20 protein-coding genes are annotated in these 19,966 nt (G+C 63.9%); 9 read left to right on the forward strand and 11 right to left on the reverse strand.

Annotation, left to right across the window (positions count from 1 at the left end; all coding sequences use genetic code 11):
* Positions 1–375: 375 nt before the first annotated feature.
* Positions 376–1,152 carry a DUF3108 domain-containing protein gene (locus tag VGO12_RS20185; RefSeq protein ID WP_327514542.1) on the forward strand — a complete coding sequence of 259 codons (777 nt, stop codon included), beginning with the start codon at positions 376–378 and terminating at the stop codon, positions 1,150–1,152.
* A gap of 95 nt (positions 1,153–1,247) precedes the next feature.
* Positions 1,248–2,135, forward strand: coding sequence for a DMT family transporter (locus tag VGO12_RS20190; protein ID WP_327514543.1), 888 nt, complete (start codon positions 1,248–1,250; stop codon positions 2,133–2,135).
* A 6-nt stretch (positions 2,136–2,141) separates the two neighbouring features.
* On the opposite strand, the gene VGO12_RS20195 is transcribed toward VGO12_RS20190, so the two are convergent.
* Complete coding sequence (locus VGO12_RS20195; RefSeq protein ID WP_327514545.1) at positions 2,142–2,588, reverse strand: cupin domain-containing protein; 447 nt, start codon at positions 2,586–2,588, stop codon at positions 2,142–2,144.
* Positions 2,588–3,358, reverse strand: a complete 771-nt coding sequence (gene gloB, locus VGO12_RS20200; RefSeq protein WP_327514546.1) for a hydroxyacylglutathione hydrolase — start codon at positions 3,356–3,358, stop codon at positions 2,588–2,590. The genes VGO12_RS20195 and gloB overlap by 1 nt, the downstream gene beginning before the upstream one ends.
* A gap of 82 nt (positions 3,359–3,440) precedes the next feature.
* Here gloB and VGO12_RS20205 point away from each other — a divergent pair, with 82 nt between their 5' ends.
* From VGO12_RS20205 to VGO12_RS20215, 3 genes are all read left to right on the forward strand, one after another.
* The gene (locus VGO12_RS20205; protein ID WP_327514547.1) at positions 3,441–4,205 is read left to right on the forward strand and encodes a methyltransferase domain-containing protein; all 765 of its coding nucleotides are present in this window, start codon (positions 3,441–3,443) and stop codon (positions 4,203–4,205) included.
* A gap of 146 nt (positions 4,206–4,351) precedes the next feature.
* Positions 4,352–5,458 carry a histidinol-phosphate transaminase gene (gene hisC / locus VGO12_RS20210; protein ID WP_327514548.1) on the forward strand — a complete coding sequence of 369 codons (1,107 nt, stop codon included), beginning with the start codon at positions 4,352–4,354 and terminating at the stop codon, positions 5,456–5,458.
* Positions 5,458–6,381 (forward strand): prephenate/arogenate dehydrogenase family protein, encoded by a 924-nt coding sequence (locus tag VGO12_RS20215; protein ID WP_327514549.1) that lies wholly within the window; start codon positions 5,458–5,460, stop codon positions 6,379–6,381. Before hisC ends, VGO12_RS20215 begins: the two co-directional genes overlap by 1 nt.
* Before the next feature lie 98 nt (positions 6,382–6,479).
* Here the strand turns inward: VGO12_RS20215 and VGO12_RS20220 are convergent, their stop codons facing one another.
* Positions 6,480–7,490 (reverse strand): DUF2125 domain-containing protein, encoded by a 1,011-nt coding sequence (locus VGO12_RS20220; protein ID WP_327514550.1) that lies wholly within the window; start codon positions 7,488–7,490, stop codon positions 6,480–6,482.
* Positions 7,491–7,693: 203 nt separating this feature from the next.
* Here VGO12_RS20220 and VGO12_RS20225 point away from each other — a divergent pair, with 203 nt between their 5' ends.
* Complete coding sequence (locus VGO12_RS20225; RefSeq protein ID WP_327514551.1) at positions 7,694–8,245, forward strand: gamma-glutamylcyclotransferase; 552 nt, start codon at positions 7,694–7,696, stop codon at positions 8,243–8,245.
* A gap of 4 nt (positions 8,246–8,249) precedes the next feature.
* On the opposite strand, the gene VGO12_RS20230 is transcribed toward VGO12_RS20225, so the two are convergent.
* From VGO12_RS20230 to ftsE, 4 genes are all read right to left on the reverse strand, one after another.
* Positions 8,250–9,041, reverse strand: coding sequence for a 1-acyl-sn-glycerol-3-phosphate acyltransferase (locus VGO12_RS20230; protein ID WP_327514552.1), 792 nt, complete (start codon positions 9,039–9,041; stop codon positions 8,250–8,252).
* A 126-nt stretch (positions 9,042–9,167) separates the two neighbouring features.
* Entirely contained in the window at positions 9,168–9,866 is a 699-nt protein-coding gene (locus tag VGO12_RS20235; protein ID WP_327514553.1) for a YdcF family protein, read from the reverse strand.
* A 96-nt stretch (positions 9,867–9,962) separates the two neighbouring features.
* A complete protein-coding gene (locus VGO12_RS20240) occupies positions 9,963–10,985 on the reverse strand; it encodes an ABC transporter permease (RefSeq protein ID WP_327514554.1) in 1,023 nt (340 codons plus the stop codon).
* Positions 10,978–11,637: a cell division ATP-binding protein FtsE gene (ftsE, locus tag VGO12_RS20245; protein ID WP_327514555.1), complete on the reverse strand. Its 660-nt coding sequence runs from the start codon at positions 11,635–11,637 to the stop codon at positions 10,978–10,980. The genes VGO12_RS20240 and ftsE overlap by 8 nt, the downstream gene beginning before the upstream one ends.
* A gap of 307 nt (positions 11,638–11,944) precedes the next feature.
* Here ftsE and VGO12_RS20250 point away from each other — a divergent pair, with 307 nt between their 5' ends.
* From VGO12_RS20250 to VGO12_RS20260, 3 genes are all read left to right on the forward strand, one after another.
* The gene (locus VGO12_RS20250; protein WP_327514556.1) at positions 11,945–12,613 is read left to right on the forward strand and encodes a hypothetical protein; all 669 of its coding nucleotides are present in this window, start codon (positions 11,945–11,947) and stop codon (positions 12,611–12,613) included.
* Positions 12,614–12,676: 63 nt separating this feature from the next.
* Positions 12,677–13,222 carry a hypoxanthine phosphoribosyltransferase gene (hpt, locus tag VGO12_RS20255; protein ID WP_327514557.1) on the forward strand — a complete coding sequence of 182 codons (546 nt, stop codon included), beginning with the start codon at positions 12,677–12,679 and terminating at the stop codon, positions 13,220–13,222.
* Between the two features lie 223 nt (positions 13,223–13,445).
* Positions 13,446–13,805 (forward strand): response regulator, encoded by a 360-nt coding sequence (locus VGO12_RS20260; RefSeq protein ID WP_327514562.1) that lies wholly within the window; start codon positions 13,446–13,448, stop codon positions 13,803–13,805.
* A gap of 188 nt (positions 13,806–13,993) precedes the next feature.
* On the opposite strand, the gene VGO12_RS20265 is transcribed toward VGO12_RS20260, so the two are convergent.
* From VGO12_RS20265 to argH, 4 genes are all read right to left on the reverse strand, one after another.
* Complete coding sequence (locus VGO12_RS20265) at positions 13,994–16,627, reverse strand: TIGR02302 family protein (protein ID WP_327514558.1); 2,634 nt, start codon at positions 16,625–16,627, stop codon at positions 13,994–13,996.
* A 194-nt stretch (positions 16,628–16,821) separates the two neighbouring features.
* Positions 16,822–18,090: a diaminopimelate decarboxylase gene (gene lysA / locus VGO12_RS20270; protein ID WP_327514559.1), complete on the reverse strand. Its 1,269-nt coding sequence runs from the start codon at positions 18,088–18,090 to the stop codon at positions 16,822–16,824.
* 78 nt (positions 18,091–18,168) lie between these two features.
* Positions 18,169–18,363 (reverse strand): LPS translocon maturation chaperone LptM, encoded by a 195-nt coding sequence (lptM, locus tag VGO12_RS20275; RefSeq protein WP_327514560.1) that lies wholly within the window; start codon positions 18,361–18,363, stop codon positions 18,169–18,171.
* A gap of 114 nt (positions 18,364–18,477) precedes the next feature.
* Complete coding sequence (gene argH / locus VGO12_RS20280; RefSeq protein ID WP_327514561.1) at positions 18,478–19,881, reverse strand: argininosuccinate lyase; 1,404 nt, start codon at positions 19,879–19,881, stop codon at positions 18,478–18,480.
* Positions 19,882–19,966: the final 85 nt, after the last annotated feature.

The raw sequence follows: 19,966 nt of genomic DNA on the forward strand, positions 1-19,966 counted from the left end.
GGGACATGGTACACCTATTTCTTTATCGCCGCCGGACAATGCGGTAGCGGGCCCAGAGCCCAGGCCGCGTTCCTAGGCCATTATTGGAAAGTCGCGGTTCTATAGTCAGAGACGGCCCGCCCGTCAAGCCAAACCTCTTGCTTTCTCGGAAATCCGCGGCTTTTCCCGCTTGTTTTGCGGTGCGCAGGTGTCGCGTGAGCAAGAATAATGGCCATTCCAAGCGGTCTGGCTATGCGCTATTTCTTATAGCGAGGACGCGCTCGCAGCAAGGGTTAGGCCCTGCGCGCGGCTATGGCGAACGTGGCGTAGAAAAGCCGCAAAGTGCCTGCATCTCAGGGCATTGCGGCGATATTCAAGTGATGGATTTCTTAAGGCATGAAGTTGCGAAATGGCCTTCGCGCGGCGGCGCTTTCATCCGTGGTCGCGTTTTCCACAGCGGCGTCGGCTGCCGATGTCGAACATCTGACGGATTACAGCATCTCGCTGGCCGGTCTGCCGGTGGCGCGGGCCTCCTTCCACACCGAACTCCAGAAGAATCGCTACACGATATCCGGAACGTTGAATTCGGCCGGTCTGCTCGACATCCTCAGCCGGACGTCCGGCCAGACAAGGGTATCGGGCGTCGTCGGCAAGGATTTTCTCCACGCCTCGCAATACCAGATGTCCTATCGCAGTGGCTCGAAGAGCAGGGCGATCAGTGTCACCTATCGCAACGGAGATGTCGTGCGAGCGAGCATGACGCCGAAGCGCACGCCGCTGCCGAAGAACTGGGTGCCGGTCACCTCTCGCGACATGCGCGACGTTCTCGATCCGCTTTCGGGCCTGATCATTCCGGCGCAGGCGCGTGTCTGCCCGAATACGTTGCCGATCTTCGACGGCGAGTCGCGGCTCGATATCAAGCTGTCGTCGAAGGGAACCCGACCCTTCAAGACGAAGGGCTTCGAGGGCGACGTGATCGTGTGCGGCATCCGTTTCGTGCCGAAGGCCGGTTACAAGAAAGGGCGCGAAGACGTCGAATATCTGCGCCGGCTGCAGACGATGGAAATCTGGTTTGCCAAGGCCGAGGCCGTGAACGTCTACGCGCCCGTCTATGTCCGCATCCCGACCAAGCTCGGGCCCGTCACGGTTTCCGCGACGCGTTTTGGTGGTTGACGCGCGACGTCGCTTAACTAAAAGGTTAAGTTCAGACCGAAGATGATTTTGTGGCGCAGATTTCCGTGAAGAGAAATCGCGTGCGGGGGACGACTATGAAATTCAAGGCAACGTTGATCGGCTTTTCCGCCATTCTGATGTGGTCGCTGCTGGCTCTGTTCACGGCGGCGTCGGGCAAGATGCCGCCGTTCCAGCTCTCGGCGGTCTGCTTTCTGATCGGCAGCCTGCCCGGACTGGTCGTGCTGGCCCTCAGACCCGCGCGTCTGGCCTTGCTGAAGCAGCCCGCGAAAGTCTGGGTAATCGGTATCGCCGGACTGTTCGGCTACCACTTCCTCTATTTCACGGCGCTGCGCAACGCGCCGGCGGTCGAGGCCGGGCTGATCGCCTATCTCTGGCCGCTGCTCATCGTCGTCGGTTCCGCTCTCCTGCCGGGAGAACGTCTGCGCTGGTACCACATTGCCGGTGCGCTGGCCGGTCTGGTTGGCACGATCCTGATCGTCGCGCGCAACGGCGTCGCCTTCAACGAGGCCTATCTGGTCGGTTATGGCGCAGCGTTCCTGTGCGCCTTCACCTGGTCCGGCTATTCACTGATCACCCGTCGCTTCGAGGCGGTCTCGACCGATGTCGTGACCGGCTTCTGCCTTGCCACCTCGTTCCTGTCCTTCGCCTGCCACCTCGCGCTCGAGACGACTATATGGCCGGAGACGACGTTCGAATGGCTGGCTGTCGCCGGGCTCGGATTGCTCCCGGTCGGTGCGGCCTTCTATGCGTGGGATTTCGGCGTAAAGAACGGCAACATCCAGCTGCTCGGCGTATCGAGCTATGCCGCGCCTGTTCTGTCGACGCTGATCCTCGTCCTGTTCGGTTTTGCAGAGCCGTCCTGGCGTATTGCGCTTGCCTGCCTGTTCGTCGCCGGCGGCGCGGCTCTTGCGGCCAAGGACGTCATCCTGCGCAAGCGCGTTCAACCGCAGCCGGCGGAATAGGCGGCGTTACGCGCGTTCGGGCGGCTGCCAGTCGGGAGCGGCCATCTCGAAGACCTCGAAATCAAAGCCCGGCGCGACCGTGCAGCCGACCAGCGTCCAATCTCCGAGCGAGGCGGCGGACTGCCACCAATTGGCGGGGACACGACCCTGCGGGCGCTCGCCGCCGAGAATGTCGGGACCGAGCCTCAGCGTTTCGGCGGGCTCGCCGTCGGCGGCGATGCTGAGCGCGAGCGGCGCGCCGGCGTAGTAGTGCCAGATCTCGGCCGCGTCGCGAACACGGTGCCAGTGCGAGCGTTCGCCATGTTCCAACAGGTAGTAGATGGCCGTCGAGTGGCCGCGTGGCCCGCCGGCGGTATCGCGAAATGTCTCGGTGAACCAGCCGCCTTCCGGGTGGCGCGTCAGTCCGAGCGCGCCAATGACGTCCGCTGCCGTCTGCCCCGCGATCGCTGCCATCAGAAGTGATCCTTGCGCTTGCGGATCTCCGCGAAGACCGCGGCATCGCTGGCGTTCTTGAGGCCGAGATGGGCGCGGATACCGGCATCTGCCGCGCGCAGGAACGGGTTGGTGCGCTTCTCCAGGCCGATCGTCGTTGGCGCCGTGAAACCGCCGTCGCAACGGGTTTCCTCGATTTCGGCCGCCCGTGCCCTGAGTTCGGCATTTTCAGGATCGACGGTCACCGCGAAACGGGCGTTTGCAAGCGTGTATTCGTGGCCGAAATAGACCGTCGTGTCATCCGGCAGTGCCATCAGCCTGCCAAGTGACTGCCACATCGCCTCCGGCGTTCCCTCGAAAAGCCGTCCGCAACCCAGCGCAAACAGCGTGTCGGCGGCAAACAGCAACTTGTCTTCAGGAAAATGGAAACAGATATGGCCGGCGGTATGGCCCGACGTTTCGATGACCTCGACCGGGTGGCCGGCGAAATCGAAGGCTTCACCGTGGCGAACCGGCCGGTCGAGGCCGGGAATCTTTGCGGCTTCGCCATCGGGGCCGATGATGGTTGCGCCGAAGCGCGACTTGAGCGCGTCGTTGGCGGCCACGTGATCACCGTGATGGTGTGTGGTCAGGATGTGCGTCAGCGTCCAGCCGCGGCGCTGCAAGGCGTCGAGGATAGGTTGCTCTTCCGGCGCATCGATCGAGGCGGTCATGCCGGTTTCCGGGTCATGAACGAGCACGCCGAAATTGTCGGTGCGGCAGAGGAAGAGGTCGAGGTCGAGTGCGGCCATGGCGTGCCCTCCGGTCGAGGCGGGGTCAGATGAAGCCGAATGTAGCGAGGCCTGCCTTGAAGTCTACCGCTTCCAAGCTAACATGTTGCGAATGCACACCGATATCGTCGACCTTCGCGAATTCTACCACTCCGAGCTTGGCCGGATGGCCGAGCAGTCCGTTACCATGGCGCTGTCGTCCGTCTGGGCCCGCCTGCCGGACGAGCGGCTGGTCGGCCTCGGCTATGCCGTTCCCTATCTCGAGCGATTCCGCAAGGACACCGAGCGCACCTTCGCCTTCATGCCGGCAGGGCAGGGGGCGGTGAACTGGCCGGTTGCCGAACTGTCCTCGACGGCGCTGGTGTTTGACGAGGAGTTGCCGCTGCCGGACGCCTCGATCGACCGGGTGCTGATGGTGCATTCACTGGAATTCGCCGAAAGTCCGCGCGAGACCATGAAGGAAATCTGGCGGGTGCTGGCGCCCGGCGGACGTCTCGTCATCGTGGTGCCGAACAGGCGCGGCGTCTGGGCGCGCATGGAGCACACGCCCTTCGGCTCCGGGCGGCCCTATTCGCGCAGCCAGCTGACCGCGCTGTTGCGCGAGACGAACTTCACCCCGGGTGCCACGTCCGAGGCGCTGTTCTTTCCGCCATCCAAGCTCAAGATCATCCTGGGCCTGCGTCGCTGGTTCGAGCGGCTCGGCCGCTCCCTCTGGCCGGTGTTCTCCGGCGTCATCGTCGTCGAGGCACAGAAGCGGCTCTACCAGGGTCTGCCGGTCGCAGCCCGTGCCTCGCGACGGGTCTTCGTGCCGGTGCTGGCGCCGCAGGGCGTGCCGAGCACGCGCGACCGGCCGCGCTCCGTCCGCTGAACCATGCCGCAATCGTGGCCGACCCTCGACAAAAGTCGCCCGCACCGGTAATGGCTTGACCTCTTTTCCTCCTACAGCGTCGCTGTGCCCGCGCAGGCGCGACAAGGGTCGCTGTAGCACTTTGATGGCCATAGAAAGCTGACCCGATGAGCCTTGCCTCGAAGAGCCCCGAACCGCGTCCCGGCATTCTGGATATTGCCGCTTACGTTCCCGGCAAGGAACATGCGCCGGGTGTCGCCAAGGTGCACAAGCTTTCGTCGAACGAGACGCCGCTCGGGGCCAGCCCACGAGCGATCGAGGCCTTTCAGGCCGCCGCCTTCAATCTGGAGCGCTATCCGGACGGCCAGGCCAAGGCGCTGCGCGAGGCGATCGGCGCCGTGCATGGGCTCAATCCGGCCAACATCATGTGCGGCAACGGCTCTGATGAATTGCTGGCGCTCGTCTGCCGCACCTATCTCGGTCCGGGCGACGAAGGCATCATCACCGAGCACGGTTTCCTCGTCTACAAGATCGAGATCCTTGCGGCCGGCGCCACGCCCGTGACCGTTAAGGAGACGGATGCGCGCGTCGATGTCGACGCCATTCTTGCGGCGGTGACCGAGCGCACGAAGATCGTCTTCCTTGCCAATCCGGCCAACCCGACGGGCACCTATATCCCGGTCGACGAAGTGCGCCGTCTGCACGCCGGGCTGCCCGAGGGCGTTCTTTTGGTGCTCGATGCGGCCTATGCCGAATATGTCCGCCGCAACGACTACGCGGCCGGTCTCGAGCTCGTTTCTGCCAGCCGCAACGTCGTCATGACCCGCACGTTTTCGAAGATCTACGGCCTTGCCGGTCTTCGCATCGGCTGGATGTATGCCCCGGCGGACGTCATCGACGCAGTCAACCGCGTCCGTGGACCGTTCAATTTGAGCGCGCCGGCGATTGCCGCAGGTGCCGCTGCGATCCGCGACCAGGCGTTCGTTGCGACGGCGGTCGACCACAATCTGACCTGGCTTGCGCGCGCCAGCGAGGCGCTGTCGGCGATCGGCCTTCGCATCACGCCGTCGGTCACGAATTTCGTGCTGATCCACTTTCCCGATGTCGACGGCAAGCGCGCCGAAGAGGCCGATCACTACCTGACGAGCCGCGGGTACATCCTGCGCGCCGTGGGCAGCTATGGCTTTCCGAATGCACTGCGCATGACGATCGGCTCGGCGGAAGCGAATGAGGGTGTGATCGCGGCCCTGACCGAATTCATGGGACAGAAGTAATGGCTCAACAGTTTGAAACGATTGCTCTCATCGGTATCGGCCTGATCGGCTCGTCGATCGCACGCGACATCCGCGAGAAGCAGCTTGCCGGCACGCTGGTCGTGTCCACCCGCAGCGAAGCGACGCTGAAGCGCACGCAGGAGCTTGGGCTCGGTGACCGCTACACGCTATCGGCCGCCGAGGCCGTTCGCGACGCCGATCTCGTCATCGTGTCCGTGCCCGTCGGCGCGTCCGGCGCAGTCGCCGCCGAGATCGCACCGCATCTGAAGGCCGGCGCCATCGTCACCGACGTCGGTTCGACCAAGGGATCGGTCATTGCCCAGATGGCGCCGCACCTGCCCGACACGGTGCATTTCGTGCCGGGGCATCCGATCGCCGGCACCGAGCATTCCGGGCCGGACGCCGGCTTCGTCGGCCTCTTCCGCGGCCGCTGGTGCATTCTGACGCCACCGCAAGGGGCAGACGAGGAAGCGGTGGCACGGCTTCGTCGCTTCTGGGAGACGCTTGGGTCGATGGTCGAGGAAATGGACGCCGAGCACCACGACAAGGTGCTGGCGATCGTCTCGCACCTGCCGCACATCATCGCCTACAACATCGTCGGCACGGCCGACGATCTGGAGACGGTGACCGAGTCCGAAGTGATCAAGTACTCGGCATCCGGCTTCCGCGATTTTACCCGTCTGGCCGCCTCCGATCCGACCATGTGGCGTGACGTCTGCCTGCACAACAAGGACGCAATCCTGGAGATGCTGGCGCGGTTTTCGGAGGATCTGGCCTACCTGCAGCGGGCGATCCGCTGGGGCGACGGCGACAAGCTGTTCGATCTCTTCACCCGCACCCGCGCCATCCGCCGCTCGATCATCCAGGCAGGCCAGGACACGGCAATGCCGGACTTCGGCCGGCACGCCATGGACCAGAAGTAGCATTTGCTCCTCACGGAAAGCCCGGGTAGCAGAATGATCCGCACCCCGGGCTTTTCTGTTTTCGCTCTTTTTTCGGATGCCCAGGGGGCGGGTCGTGATCAGAGGGTCGGCAACTCGCCGATCGGGATGAATGCCAGAAACGCCGTGCCGTCGCGCACGTTGAGCTTCACCGTCGCCTCGTTCTTGCCGTTGGCGAGCGCCTTCAGCATGTTGGCGGTGTTGTCGACGAGGTTGGCATTGTCAGGGATCAACGTGACCAGGTTGGCCCGCCACGCTTCGATGTTGGTCATGGTCAGCGAGAACTCGCCGGAGATCAGCCCCTTGTCGTTGACGGAAAACGGTCCGGAGAGCCTGGCGTTCATGCCGGAGCCGAGATCGAGGGTCAGTTGCCTCAGTTCGCCCTTGCTGCCGCGAAACATCTCAGGCGTCGGCGGCGCCGTCATCCACGCGGCCTTGTCCGTGAAGGTCAGGTTTGCGGCGACCGTGGCCGGTGGCGCCAGGCTCGGGCCCTCTTCCGGTCGAATGTCCAGCTTGTCGACGCTCAAGGCGGCATCGAGATCGGCGCCGTTCTGGCGCAGATGCAGTTCGCCATGGCTGGCGCCGAAGCCAAGCCCGTCGCCCTCGAGCGGCAGCCGTACCCGTCCGGTAAGATTGTCGTAGGTGAGCGAGGTTCGCTCGAGACCGGACAAGGTGGCGCGGACGCTGGCGTGCAGCAACGTCCAGTCGGCGAAGATGTTGAGGCCCGGCGAAGCGCGGATTTCCGCCGGCCCGTCGAGTTCCATCACCGCATGGCCGGGCTGGTAGACCTGCGCGGCCGTGCGCAGCGCGCCGAAGGAGGCCGACGTGCCATGGCGGGTATCGTCGAGATGGACCTTGTCGCAGAAGAGGCCGATGCGGAACGGAAAGCCGCGCACGTCCATGTTCGTGCATTCGCCGCCGAGACCGGCTGCCTGCCCTTCGGCGAGCCGGGTCGTCAGCCGCTTCTCGATCTGGTCGGCGGCGAGGAACCAGCCTGCCGAATAAAGACCGGCGACGAGCACGACGCCTGCCGTCAGCCAGCGAAACTTTCGGGCGATCGGCGAGGGGTTGGAGACTTCGGTGGCCGACATGGGCGCGGGTACCTCACACAAAACAGGATAGTGGCTGCCTTTCGGGTGGCGCCGTCGATCCGCAAAACTATTCTTTTCATCGGGTGCACGAGCGGGAGCTTGTCTCTTTCGTGCGGGGATGCCGTGCCGTAGAAACCGACATGGCCGACCGTCCCACGGGGGCCGATCGTGATTCGGCGGTGAGAGCGGGCAGCGCGGGTTGAATGACAGTGGATATGGACGAATTTTGGGTCTTTGGCTACGGCTCGTTGATGTGGAATCCGGGCTTTGCCTTCGAGGAGAAACTGACGGCGCGCGCCTTCGGTTTCCGCCGCTCGCTGTGTGTGCATTCCTGGGTACACCGGGGTACCGAACAGCGGCCGGGGCTGGTTCTCGGGCTCGACCGTGGCGGCTCCTGCATCGGCACGGCATTTCGCGTCGCGTCGGGAACCCAGGCGCATGTCGTCGACTATCTGCGTGAGCGGGAGCTTGTGACGCATGTCTACAAGGAGCGCACCATGCCGGTGCTCCTTTCCGACGGGCGACGGGTGCCGGCGCTCGCCTATGTCATCGACCGAAACCATGTGCAGTATGCAGGCGCGCTCTCCACGTCCGAGGCTGCCGGCATCGTCGCGGTTTCGACCGGAAAGTCCGGACCGAACACGGACTATGTCTTCAACACGCTTGCGCACCTGAAGGAGATGGGCATCCGCGACCACTGGCTCGAAGAGGTGGTCGGGCTGCTTGATCGGTCGCTGCCATCCGGTGCGGCCTGAGCGATCAGGCCTGACCTGCCGCGCGCAGTTCCTTCAGCCGTTGCTCGGCGCTCGGCGGCAAGGGCACATGCGGGTTGTCCCGCACCGTTTCGATCAGCAACTCGTCGCTGGCCTTTTCCGTCACTTCCACGAGTTTGGCGAGGAACGCGTCCGGGTCCATGCCGGCCTCGATCGGGGGAAGGATGCGGACCTTGAAGTGGCCGGGGAAGCGCAGGAACTTGCGCCGCGGCCAGAAGAGGCCCGGATGCATGGCGACCGGTACGACCGGAACGCCGAGATCACGGTAGAGGCGGGCAATGCCGTACTTGTATTCCGGCGGCGCGCCGGGCGGACGGCGCGTGCCCTCCGGATAGATGATCAGTTCGCGGCCGGTCGCCAGTTCCTGCTTGGTCCGGTTCATCACGCCGGTCATTGCCTTGCCGCGCGCCGCGCGGTTCACCGGCACCATGCGCTGCTTGAGGACGTACCAGCCGAAAAGCGGGATCCAGGTCAGCTCGCGCTTGAGGATGTAGAGGGGATCGCTGAGCCAGGGAAGCAGCGCGTAGGCGTCCCAGAAGGACTGGTGCTTGGGCGCGAAGATGTAGGGCACATCAGGGATATTCTCGAGGCCTTCGACCTTAAACGTCGTGCCGACCATCTTCTCAAGCAGCCAGTGATTGCTGCGCGCCCAGTTCTTCGGCACGAACCACGCCTTCTTGCGCGGCAACAGAAAATATGCCGGCGTGAAGACGATCATCTGCAGGATCAGATTGGCGTAGAAAACCGTATTGAAAAGGATCGAACGCAAGACGATCATCGGGCACGCTCTCGTTGGCGAGTATTGCAAGGACTGGCGGTTGGGCCGGTTGATCGCTGCGTACACGAATAAGCGACAAAGGAAAACCGCCGGTCTTCACTTTGCGGCCGGCAGCAATCGCGCGGACTATTCTTCGGCCGGTGTGGCGCGGGAGGCATCGGTGCGCAGGCCGCTCGTCGGGCTTGCGCCGGCCAGATCGCGCAGCGAGGCGACGGTATACTTGCCGAACTCCAGCATGATGGCCTTCAACACCATCGGGTTTCTCAGCCAGTTCGTCGTCTTCAGGTCGGAATTGACCACCGGGTAGGGAATGAATTCCGTTTCCGGGCGGGTGCGGCGAAGCTCCAGCAGGCTGCGGGGCATATGGTAGTTGTTGGTGACGACCAGCACACTGGTGTAGCCGCGGTCGCGGATCCATTGCGCTGCTTCGGTGGCGTTGCCGATCGTGTCGATCGCCTCGTGGCCGATGTCGACGCAGCACTTGAACAGGTCGGCCGAGCTCTGGGTGTTTCGCCTGATCTGGCTGCCGGTGGTGGAGGGGTGAACGCCCGAGATCAGCAGGCGCTTGCCGGCGCCGCCCTTCAGAAGCTCCACCGCCTGATCGATGCGCTGGAAGCCGCCCGTCAAGACGACGATCGCATCGGCGCGCGGGTGGGTCGGCGGCTGCAGTGACGCGACCGTGTCGGCGAAATTGAGGAAGGCCGCGATGAGGAGGGCCAGCGGCAGGAGCAGGACGAAGAAGGTTCTGCGAAGGATTTTGCGCAGGAGGCTACGGGGCCGCCGGCGATCGTCGGCTCCCCCCTGCCATTTGTCTCCTCCGGCCATCCCGTTCCCGCGTAGCTCTCGCGCCATCATGATTCTCTTCACATAGCCGCAGATTGCGGCAAGGAATAGATCGAGGCACGGCGAAACATCAGGGGGTCAGCTCTGGTAGAGATCCGTACGGCCGGGGTCCGAACGGATCAGATCGATCTCGTAGATCGTGCGCATGACGGTGAGGCGTGCCGTCACCGTCGTCAGGATGGCGATGACGACGATGATCGCGGCGATGCCGAGGTAGCCGCCATAGCCGATGGTGAAGGTGCCGAACAACGCGGTCGCCTGATCGGTCTGAGGCGTTGCCAGCGTGCGGGATTGCCAGAAGCCCGCAAGCGCAAAGGAAAGGGCCGCAAGCAGCCCGCCTGCGCCGGCGCCCTTGAGGCTGATCCGCAGGAAATGCTTCTGGAACTCGGATGCGACGAAACCGGCTTCGGCGCCGACGAAATGCAGCACCTCGACGATGTGGCGGTTGCCCGATAGCGCCCCGCGGGTCGCAAACACCACCGTCAGCACCATCGCCGAGAAGACCAGCGTGAGCACGCCGGTGCCGATCATCGCCGTGGTATTGGCCATGGCGACGAGACGGTCGACCCAGGTGCGGTGGTCGTCGAGAAAGGCCTGCGGGATCGTTTCCGTCAGGGCTTTGCGCATGGCTGGAAAGTCGGGCGGATTGTTTTCGTCGATGGTGATGATGATCAGCCGCGGCACCGGCAATTCGTCAAGGTCGAGGCCCTCGCCGAGCCAGGGTTCGAGCAGCCGGGCGGTGGCGGCGCGGTCGACAATCTTGCCGTCGGTCGTGCCGCTGAAGGTCAGCGCCAGGTCGCGGGCGTCGGCCAGCGCCTTGTCCATGTCGAGATTGTCGTCGGGCTTGATCTGGATGGTGATCTCGCGGGAGATCTGCGACTGCCAGCTCTGCGCGGTTGCCCGCACCATGCTGACGCCGCCGAGCGTCAGGCAGGCCAGAAACGACATGATGGCGATCACGCACATCAGCGCGTTGCCCGAAACGTTGCTCGACGGCACGATCGGGCCGGTCGGCCGCACGCGCATTTCCGTGCGGCGCTGCTGCGGCTCCTGAGCCTGTTCGGATGCATCGTTCTGACGCTGTGCGCTGCTGTCACTCATAAATGTCGAGCCGTCCCTGCGAAAGGATCATGCGCCGGGCTTCGACCTGATCCATCAGCGACAGATCGTGGGTTGCGATCACCACCGCCGTGCCAAGCCGGTTCAGCTCGAGGAAGAGATTGAGGAGGCGTCTGGCCATCGGCGGGTCGACGTTGCCGGTCGGCTCGTCGGCAAGCAGGATTTCCGGCCGGTCGATCAGCGCCCGGGCGATTGCCGCGCGCTGCTTTTCCCCGCCGGAAAGCACCGGCGGCAGCACGTTGATGCGCTCTCCGAGGCCCACCCATTTCAGGAGTTCGATCACGTCGGCCCGGTAGCTCGCCTCTTCCTTGCCGCGAACGCGCAAGGGAAGCGCGACATTCTCGTAGGTCGTCAGATGTTCGAGCAGGCGAAAATCCTGGAAGACGATGCCGACGCGGCGGCGCAGCATCGGGAATTCGTCCCGCGGGATCGACGAAATGTTGCGGTCGAACATCCGGATCAGGCCGCGCGTCGGCTGCAGGGACAGGAAGAGCAGCTTCAAAAGCGTGGTCTTGCCGGCGCCGGAGGGGCCTGTCAGGAACTGGAACGAACGGCGCGGGATATCGAAGGTCAGGTCCCGGAGGATTTCCGGTCCCATGCCGTAGCGCAATCCGACGTTCTCAAAGTGAATCAAGCGGCAGCCCAGTCTCTCTCTCAAGCCCTGCAACCGATGGCAGGTGCCAGTCCTCGCGCATAGGACGACCTGCCCCGAAAGGCAAAACCGCAAGCGGAATCATGGTTAAGCAACGGTTAATTTTTCATGAAATCGCGCCGCTTTCGCGACCTCTTTCCGAAACATTAACCATTCCGGTTTACGTCTCGGAAAGATTTGATGCAATGCCCAGATTCTTGCATCGCAGGGATCAGGCATTGCCCGATGGTTCCGCGTCAGGCCGGCCAAAAAAACGCCGTGTCTTCTTGCGGGACAGGAGGAGCCGATCATGCAGGCATTTCGAAAAAATTCGGCGAGCGCCGGCGTCTACGGCGATTTCCTGCCGCCCGAGCCCGCCGGCCGTAGTGGCAAGGCGCAACCGCGACGCAACGATTTCGTCGACGCGGACTTCGAAGTCATCTCCGCCACGTCGCGGCGAACGCCCTATCCGGTCTTTAACGACAACGGGAGCACGCGTCGGCAGACCCGGCCGACCTTGACCGTCGTTGCGAAAGACACGTCGCCTGCCGCTCGGCTGATGCGCATGGCGGAAACGCGGCTTCGCGATATGCCCGCACGGCGCTTTGCCGGACTGGTTGCGGGATTTGCGCTTGCATCCTTTCTCGCGATCGTCGGCTTTGCCGGGAGCGGGCAGGCCGATGTTCAGCCCCTTGCGATCTCCGGTGTGACGAGCGCGCTCAACTATTCCGGCGGCCTGCGGGTTCTTTCCGTCTACGGTTCGATCGACAATCGCTCGGATGTCGAGCAGCGGTCGCCTGTTGTCGTGGTGGAGATCGCCGCCAATGGCCGCAAGGTCACGACCACGCGGGTGATGCCCGAAGGCGCCGTGATCGCAGCGGGTGAGAGCCGTCATTTCATGACGAAGCTTCCCTATGCAGGTGGAAAAATGCCCGATGTAACGGTTTCCTTCGCTGAAAACGGTGTTTCGCCGCGCTGATTGTGCTAAGCGGCGCCCATGGGAAGGCGTTGGCCTTCCGGATGAAACGCTGGAGAAGCCTGGATGCCCGTCGTTCGCGGTAAGAATATCGAGCCCCTTTACACGGCAGAGACGATCGCCGCACGCAACAGCGAGCTTGCCGGCATGATCGTCAACGGTCCGCACCAGGACCTCCTGGTGATTGCGGTGCTGAAGGGATCGTTCATTTTCGCCGCGGACCTGATCCGCGCCATGCATTCGGCCGGCCTTGCGCCGGAGGTCGAGTTCATCACGCTCTCGAGCTATGGCACCGGCACGGTGTCGCAGGGCGTCAAGATCACCAAGGATATCGACAGCGACGTGCATGGACGTGACGTGCTCCTGATCGACGACATCCTTGAATCCGGTCGGACGCTGCGCTTCGCCAAGGAACTGATGTTTGAGCGCGGCGCCCGCAATGTCACCATTGCCGTGCTTCTCGACAAGCGGGTCAAGCGCAAGGTCGATCTCGAGGCGGATTACGTCGGCTTCGAATGCCCTGACCACTTCGTCGTCGGCTACGGCATGGACGTGGCCTATGCCTTCCGCGAGCTGCCTTTCGTCGGCGTCGTCACGGGTGATGCCGAGTAGCTGTGCCGTTTTGGGGCGTCAGCCGTAAAATCCGGTCGTTCCGCGTTTACCGAACACAAACGAAAAGCTGGTTGTTTTGGGGCGTGCCGCAAGTGATTCTCCGAAAGGGATGAGCGGCGCTGCAGCGTCGTGTGTCCCTGAATGACCCACGCGCGCTGTATTCCTGGATCAGGTGCGGGTGCCGGCGTGAACGCCGGACCCGGAAGCGAACGCGGAGGCCATGATGGCGAAGATCCTGATTACCGAGGACGAGGACGCGTTGCGTTCCTTCGTCGCGCGGGCCTTGAGACTTGATGGCCACGAAACGGTTGAGGCCGGCGACGGTGCCGATGGCCTTGCCTGTCTCAACGAAGGGGCCTTCGATCTTCTGCTCTCCGACATCCGCATGCCCGTCATGGACGGCATCGAACTCACGCACCAGGCGTCTGCCGCCTTTCCGGCGATGAAGATTTTGCTGATGACTGGTTATGCCGAGCAGCGCGAGCGGGCCGATGACCTCAACGACAAGATCGTCGACGTGATCTCCAAGCCTTTTTCCCTTCCCGATATTCGCAAGGCGGTGGCGCTGGCGCTGGCCGCCTGACGCTTCCAGGCCGCATGTGCCCTTCGATCCCAATGCATGTTTCCTTTAATCGTAGCCGATTGAAGGACAGCAATTCAAAGGTCGGTGTAAGCCGAGAGGGGCGCTAAGGCGGACCATTGCATGCCGCCCGTGACGGTTTCGACGGGCAGGATCAACGCGCAAGCGTGTAGCGGGGCCGCGTGCCCCGCTCACCGCATGTCGAGCAGGCGTTCCAGGTACTGGCGCTCGGCTTCCGGCGACAGGCTGTCTCCGAGCCTGCGGCGGATTTCCTCAAGGATCTGTCGGGCCCGCTGGGAGTCGATTTCGTCGGGAACCTTGACCTGGTCGCCGAAATTCGGGCCGACGTTCTGCTGCCGCCGGCCGAGCGGGTCGCGCCCGTTCTGGCCGTATTGCGGCACGCCCATGCCGGGACCCTGGCCCTGGCTCTGCATCTGGTTCATCATATCCTGAGCGCCCTGGCGCAATGCCTGCAGCGCGCGGCCCTGGTTGCCGACGGCCTGTTCACCCTGGCCCTTGCCAAGCGCGCCCGAGGCTCCATCCATTTCCCGCTTGGCTTCGCCGAAGCCCTTGCCCGGCTTGATGCCCATGTTTTCCAGGCTCTGGTTCAGCTCGCCCAGCTGCTTGCCAAGGGCGTCCTGCTGTTCCTTCAGTTGCTTCAGCGCATCCTTCAATTGTTCGGCGGTCATCTCGTCGAGCGGGTTGGGCTGACCGTTCGGATCGCCCTGTTGCCCCGGATCCTGCGGCATGTCCTGGCCGAACAGTTCATTGTCTTCACCCTGCAGCGGATCTCCGCGCTGCATGCGGTCGCGCAGCGCCTGGTCGAACTTGAACGTCTCGTCCATCAGCTGCTGTTGCTGCTGCATCAACTTGCCAAGCTTGTCCATCTGCTGGCGCATCGCATCGTTCTGTTCGCCCATCTGCTGCTGGCCGCGGCCGGCCTGCAGGTTGTTCATCATGCGTTGCAGTTCCGAAAGCATCTGCTGCGCCTGGTCGCGGGCACCCGAGCGGGCCAGGTTCTCGATCTGGTCCATCATCTTTTCCAGATCCTGCTGGCGCATGATGTTGTTAGGATCGAGCTTGCCGGTCATGCGCGGGTTCTTCATCGCCTGCTCGGCCAGCGCCTGCATGTATTCCTGCATCGCCTGACGCAGCTCCTGCATCAGCTTGGCGATTTCCTGGTCGGACGCGTTGCGCTCCAGCGCATCCGACAGCGCCTGCTGCGCTTCGCGCAAGCGCCGCTCGGCCAGCGACAGGTCTCCGTCTTCGATCCCGAGCGCGATCTCCCAAAGATATCCGGCGGCGTCGCGCAGCATGTCGTCATTGTAGGCGAGCGCCATGCGGCTGCGCGCCGATTTCAGAAGCAGGAAATGCGTGAGATTGGGGATCCAGTCCTCCGCGAACGCGGTGACGGCGTCGTTGAGATCGATGGCGCGCGGCAGATCGTTGGCATTGAGCGCGAAGACCTGGCGCTGCTCGGCAACGGCGCCGGCGAGCGGCTGCAGGAACTGGCGCGCCGGCAGGATCATATCGTGCGGCGGGCTGCGGCCCTCCTGTCCGGCGGCGTCGCGGGCGACGAGCGTGACTTGGACATGCTTGCCGGCAAGCGGGTGCTCGCTCAGGTTCCGGCTGGTCGTGCCCTTGGCTTCGCGTGCGTTGCGGCGCGGCAGGTCGAGACGGTATTCCGGCAACGGATAGAGCGCACGTGCGCCCTCTGCCGGCGCGTCGAGCGGCTTGATCTCCGCCCAGGCCTGCGCCACGCCGTAGTCGTCCGACGCCAGGAAGGCGATTTCGAGCGCGGCGTTGACGGTCGGCCGCGGAATGCCGTCGAAGGCGATCTGCGGCACGCCATCCGGGGTGATCTTGAAAGCCCAGCGCTGGTTGCCGACCACGAGCTCACCGTCCTTGACGACCTTGTAGACGTGATTGCGCACGGCATTCTGGTTGCGGGCGGGCGTCACCGGGGTCTGTTCGGCGGATTTCGGCTGCGCCTCGTCTCGGCCGGGCTCTTCGCCGACCACCGGGATGGTGACCGGCTCGGCCACGCCAGCCTCGGCGTAGCGCACGTGTTCGTCCGAACCGGCGCCCGTGATGCGCACCGTCAGATCGCTGAATTGAGGAATGGTGATAACGCCCCCATCCGCTGGCACCGGTGCGGTTTCCGGTCTCCCGGTCAGGAAGATCGGCGCCCGGCCGGTATAAGGCGGCGGCGTTACCCAGGCGTCGACGCGAATGTTGGCCGCTTCCATCGATGTCTGCGGCAGCCGGAACGCGTCGCCGATCAGGCCGGCGCGGTTGGAATAGGAATAGGCAAAGGCGACACAGGCCAGAAGCACCGGCAGCGCGCGCAGCGCGAAGGGATCATGGCGGGCGATGTCGGGACGCGGCAGGCCGGTTTCAAGGGCGCCGATCAGGCGGGACATGCGCGCCTGGTGTTCCCGCCACAGCGCTTCGCCAAGGGGATTGTCGGTTGCCGGCCGGTCGTCCTGAACGCGGATCGCCTGATGCGGCAACGCGTTGCGTTCCTCCAGCATGCGGTCGGCATCCGCGCTTGCCGGCAAGCGGATCCGCGTGAGCGGGACGAGGGCGGCGAGAAAGGCAATGGCGAAGGCGAAAAGGGTCGCGGCATGCAGCCAGAGTGGCGCGGCGCGGAAGAAGCCGAGCCACGCGAAGGCGAGGAAAAGCAGAGCGATGGAGCCGGGCACCAAGGTGCGCGGCAGAAGCTGTTCAGCAACCAGCACGGCGCGCGCCAGCAGCCGCTTCAGCGCCAGAGTTCTCGAAAACGACTTCGGTTGTGGCGTTTCATCCTGCCGGAATTGCGTCATCCGCCCAAGTTTCCTTTCGGTCGCCCGTCAACGCTCGTGGCTGACCCCATGCAGAAAAGCGACGTGCGTCGGCAAGACCGCACACGTATGTCAACGTTCAGGATACCATCGTTTGTGGCGAAGACGAGGGCGCAAACACAATCGTGATCGCCCGGCCGGGCGATCCACAGCTTGTCGTCGGTCGGACGCTCAGCCTATTCAAGCCAGTCCGGAACGGAATCGAGCCCGATCAGCGCGTCGTAGTCCTGGCGCGGGCGGATCACGTGGAAGCGGTCGCCCTTGACCAGCACTTCGGGGATCAGCAGACGGGAGTTGTAGGTGCTGGACTGCACGGCGCCATAGGCTCCGGCCGAGCTGATGGCGAAGAGATCGCCCGGCTTCGGCATCGCCATCTCGCGATCGAGCGCCAGGTAATCGCCCGTCTCGCACACCGGTCCGACGACGTCGGCGCGGATGCGCGGCGCGTTGGCTGCCGAGATGCGGACCGGGCGGATTTCGTGATAGGCCTCGTAGAGCGTCGGGCGGATGAGGTCGTTCATGGCGCCGTCGACGATGACGAAGGTCTTGTCGCCGCCATCCTTCACATAGATCACTTCGGTCACGAGGATGCCACCATTGCCGACGATCAGCCGGCCGGGTTCCGTGACGATCTTGCAGCCGAGCGACTGCAACTGGCTCTTGACGATCTGCGCATAGGCATCGGGCAGCGGCGGCGGGTTGTTGTCGTCCTTGTAGGGAATGCCAAGGCCGCCGCCGATGTCGACGTGATCGATCGCATGGCCGTCGGTGCGCAGCGTGTCGACAAGTTCGCGCAGCAACTTGAAGGCGGCGTCGAAGGGTTGCAACTCGGTGATCTGGCTGCCGATATGCATGTCGATGCCGGTGACCTGGATGCCCGGCAGGGTCGCGGCATGGGCGTAGACGGTGCGGGCGCGCTCCCAGGAAATGCCGAACTTGTTTTCCTTCTTGCCGGTCGAGATCTTCGCATGGGTGCCGGCGTCGACATCAGGGTTGATGCGGAAGGAGACATGGGCGCGCTTGCCGGCGCGCACGGCGCGCTGGTTCAGGATCTCGAGTTCCGGTTCGGATTCGACGTTGAAGCAATAGATGCCGGCTTCGAGCGCGTGGTCCATTTCCTGCGGCGTCTTGCCGACGCCGGAGAACATGATGCGGCTCGCCGGAATGCCGGCCGCGAGCGCGCGGCGCAGCTCGCCGCCCGAGACCACGTCGACGCCGGCGCCAAGCTTGCCGAGGGTCTTGAGCACCGCCTGGTTGGAATTGGCCTTCATGGCATAACAAACCATCGCGTCGACATCGGCGAACGCGTTGGAGAACACCGTGTAATGGCGTTCGAGCGTTGCGGTCGAATAGCAATAGAAGGGCGTGCCGACAGCACGCGCGATGTCGGTGACCGGCACGTCTTCGGCGTAGAGAATTCCGTCGCGGTACTGGAAATGGTTCACGGCAACAAGCTCGGTTTAGAGCAATCCCAGGAGAAGGTGAGGCGGTTTTCCGTCAGGGATTGCGTCGTTTCAAAAGACCTAGAGAAGGGGATCGAGCAGGAAGGGACGTTCGTCCGGCTTTTCCTGCTGCTCGACGGTTCCGGCCGGCGCCTTGGTGTTGATCGGAGCGGTCGAGCCGGGGCGGTCGAGGTCGCCTTTGCGTCCACAACCGACAAGAACCAGCCCGGGGATCGCCAGCAGAAGCACAAGCCGGGCTGCCTTCGTGAATGTCATCGTGATTTTCCTTCGCGGGAACGGATGCAGGTGCGATGTCTTACCGATTTTTCAGGCGCTTGTGCACCCTGTTTCTGCGGGCGGAAAACCGCCCGCAGCGGGCCCCGTCCCGCCTCAGTTTCGGGCGCGCCACCAAGCGATCTGCTTGCGCACCTCGTTCGGCGCGGTGCCGCCGAAGGACGTACGGCTGGCAACGGAGGCTTCGACCGTCAACACGTCGAACACCTTGTCGGTGATGTCGGCATGGATCGACTGCAGCTCTTCGAGCGAAAGATCCGCAAGGTCGCAGGCCTTCTGTTCGGCGAGCGCCACGGCGCGGCCGGTCACGTGATGGGCGTCGCGGAAGGGCAGGCCCGCCTCGCGCACCAGCCAGTCGGCAAGGTCGGTCGCGGTCGAATAGCCCGATCCTGCTGCCGCCTTCATGCGGTCCGTGCGGATGGTCACGTCGCGCACCATGCCGGTCATGGCCGCAATCGCCAGCTCGAGGCTTTCGGCGGCGTCGAACACCTGTTCCTTGTCTTCCTGCATGTCCTTGGAATAGGCGAGCGGCAGGCCCTTCATGACGGTCAAAAGGGCGATCAGCGAGCCGTTGATGCGGCCGGTCTTGGCGCGCACCAGTTCGGCGGCGTCCGGATTCTTCTTCTGCGGCATGATCGACGAACCCGTCGAAAACGCGTCGGACAGGCGGATGAAGCCGAACTGCGGCGTCGACCAGATGACGATTTCTTCGGCAAGGCGCGACAGGTGCGTGGCGGTGATCGAGGCCATCGACAGGAACTCGAGCGCGAAGTCGCGATCGGACACGGTGTCGATCGAGTTGCGCGTCGGGCCGGCAAAGCCGAGCGCCTTGGCGGTCATGTGACGGTCGATCGGGAAGCCGGTGCCGGCAAGCGCTGCAGCCCCGATGGGGCTTTCGTCCATGTGCTCGATGGCGTGGCGCACACGCGAGCGGTCGCGGCCGAACATTTCGACATAGGCCATGCAATGGTGGCCGAAGGTGACGGGCTGCGCCGTCTGCAGGTGGGTGAAGCCGGGCATGACCGTATCGGCATGCTCTTCGGCGCGGTCGAGGAAGGCGGCGATCAGACCGGTCAGCGCCTTTTCGGTGCGCTGCAGCTCTTCCTTGACCCAGAGACGGAAGTCGAGCGCCACCTGGTCGTTGCGCGAGCGGGCGGTGTGCAGGCGGCCCGCTGCCGGACCGATCAGCGTCGCAAGCCGTGCCTCGATGTTCATGTGGATGTCTTCGAGGCGGCGCGAGAACTCGAACTGGCCGCTTTCGATTTCTGACAGGATCGTGCTCAGACCGTGAACGATCTTGTCTTTGTCTTCGGCAGAAATGATGCCTTGATGCGCGAGCATCGTCGCATGCGCTATTGAGCCGCGGATGTCCTGGGCATAGAGCTTCTTGTCGAAGCCGATCGAGGCATTTATTTCCTCCATGATCGCGTCCGGACCCGAGGCGAAGCGACCGCCCCACATCTGGTTGGAGGATTTCGTCTCGGAATTGCCGTCAGCCATGAAGAATGCCCGCCTTGGAGAATGAAATGCCCGACCAGAAGAAATCCCCCCCGGCCGTGAAACTGTTCGCGCTCGCCGCCCTGTT

Source organism: Ensifer sp., assembly GCF_035999135.1.
Taxonomy (GTDB): domain Bacteria; phylum Pseudomonadota; class Alphaproteobacteria; order Rhizobiales; family Rhizobiaceae; genus Ensifer.

Bases quoted from the DNA above. Each gene is read 5' to 3' on its own strand.
- hpt (WP_327514557.1), top strand. From the start codon at position 12,677: ATGCCCGTCGTTCGCGGTAAGAATATCGAGCCCCTTTACACGGCAGAG.
- VGO12_RS20190 (WP_327514543.1), top strand. From the start codon at position 1,248: ATGAAATTCAAGGCAACGTTGATCGGCTTTTCCGCCATTCTGATGTGG.
- VGO12_RS20220 (WP_327514550.1), bottom strand. From the start codon at position 7,490: ATGTCGGCCACCGAAGTCTCCAACCCCTCGCCGATCGCCCGAAAGTTT.
- hisC (WP_327514548.1), top strand. From the start codon at position 4,352: ATGAGCCTTGCCTCGAAGAGCCCCGAACCGCGTCCCGGCATTCTGGAT.
- gloB (WP_327514546.1), bottom strand. From the start codon at position 3,358: ATGGCCGCACTCGACCTCGACCTCTTCCTCTGCCGCACCGACAATTTC.
- argH (WP_327514561.1), bottom strand. From the start codon at position 19,881: ATGGCTGACGGCAATTCCGAGACGAAATCCTCCAACCAGATGTGGGGC.
- VGO12_RS20215 (WP_327514549.1), top strand. From the start codon at position 5,458: ATGGCTCAACAGTTTGAAACGATTGCTCTCATCGGTATCGGCCTGATC.
- VGO12_RS20185 (WP_327514542.1), top strand. From the start codon at position 376: ATGAAGTTGCGAAATGGCCTTCGCGCGGCGGCGCTTTCATCCGTGGTC.
- VGO12_RS20225 (WP_327514551.1), top strand. From the start codon at position 7,694: ATGACAGTGGATATGGACGAATTTTGGGTCTTTGGCTACGGCTCGTTG.
- VGO12_RS20195 (WP_327514545.1), bottom strand. From the start codon at position 2,588: ATGGCAGCGATCGCGGGGCAGACGGCAGCGGACGTCATTGGCGCGCTC.
- VGO12_RS20240 (WP_327514554.1), bottom strand. From the start codon at position 10,985: ATGAGTGACAGCAGCGCACAGCGTCAGAACGATGCATCCGAACAGGCT.
- VGO12_RS20235 (WP_327514553.1), bottom strand. From the start codon at position 9,866: ATGGCCGGAGGAGACAAATGGCAGGGGGGAGCCGACGATCGCCGGCGG.
- lptM (WP_327514560.1), bottom strand. From the start codon at position 18,363: ATGACATTCACGAAGGCAGCCCGGCTTGTGCTTCTGCTGGCGATCCCC.
- VGO12_RS20260 (WP_327514562.1), top strand. From the start codon at position 13,446: ATGGCGAAGATCCTGATTACCGAGGACGAGGACGCGTTGCGTTCCTTC.
- VGO12_RS20250 (WP_327514556.1), top strand. From the start codon at position 11,945: ATGCAGGCATTTCGAAAAAATTCGGCGAGCGCCGGCGTCTACGGCGAT.
- VGO12_RS20230 (WP_327514552.1), bottom strand. From the start codon at position 9,041: ATGATCGTCTTGCGTTCGATCCTTTTCAATACGGTTTTCTACGCCAAT.
- VGO12_RS20205 (WP_327514547.1), top strand. From the start codon at position 3,441: ATGTTGCGAATGCACACCGATATCGTCGACCTTCGCGAATTCTACCAC.
- VGO12_RS20265 (WP_327514558.1), bottom strand. From the start codon at position 16,627: ATGACGCAATTCCGGCAGGATGAAACGCCACAACCGAAGTCGTTTTCG.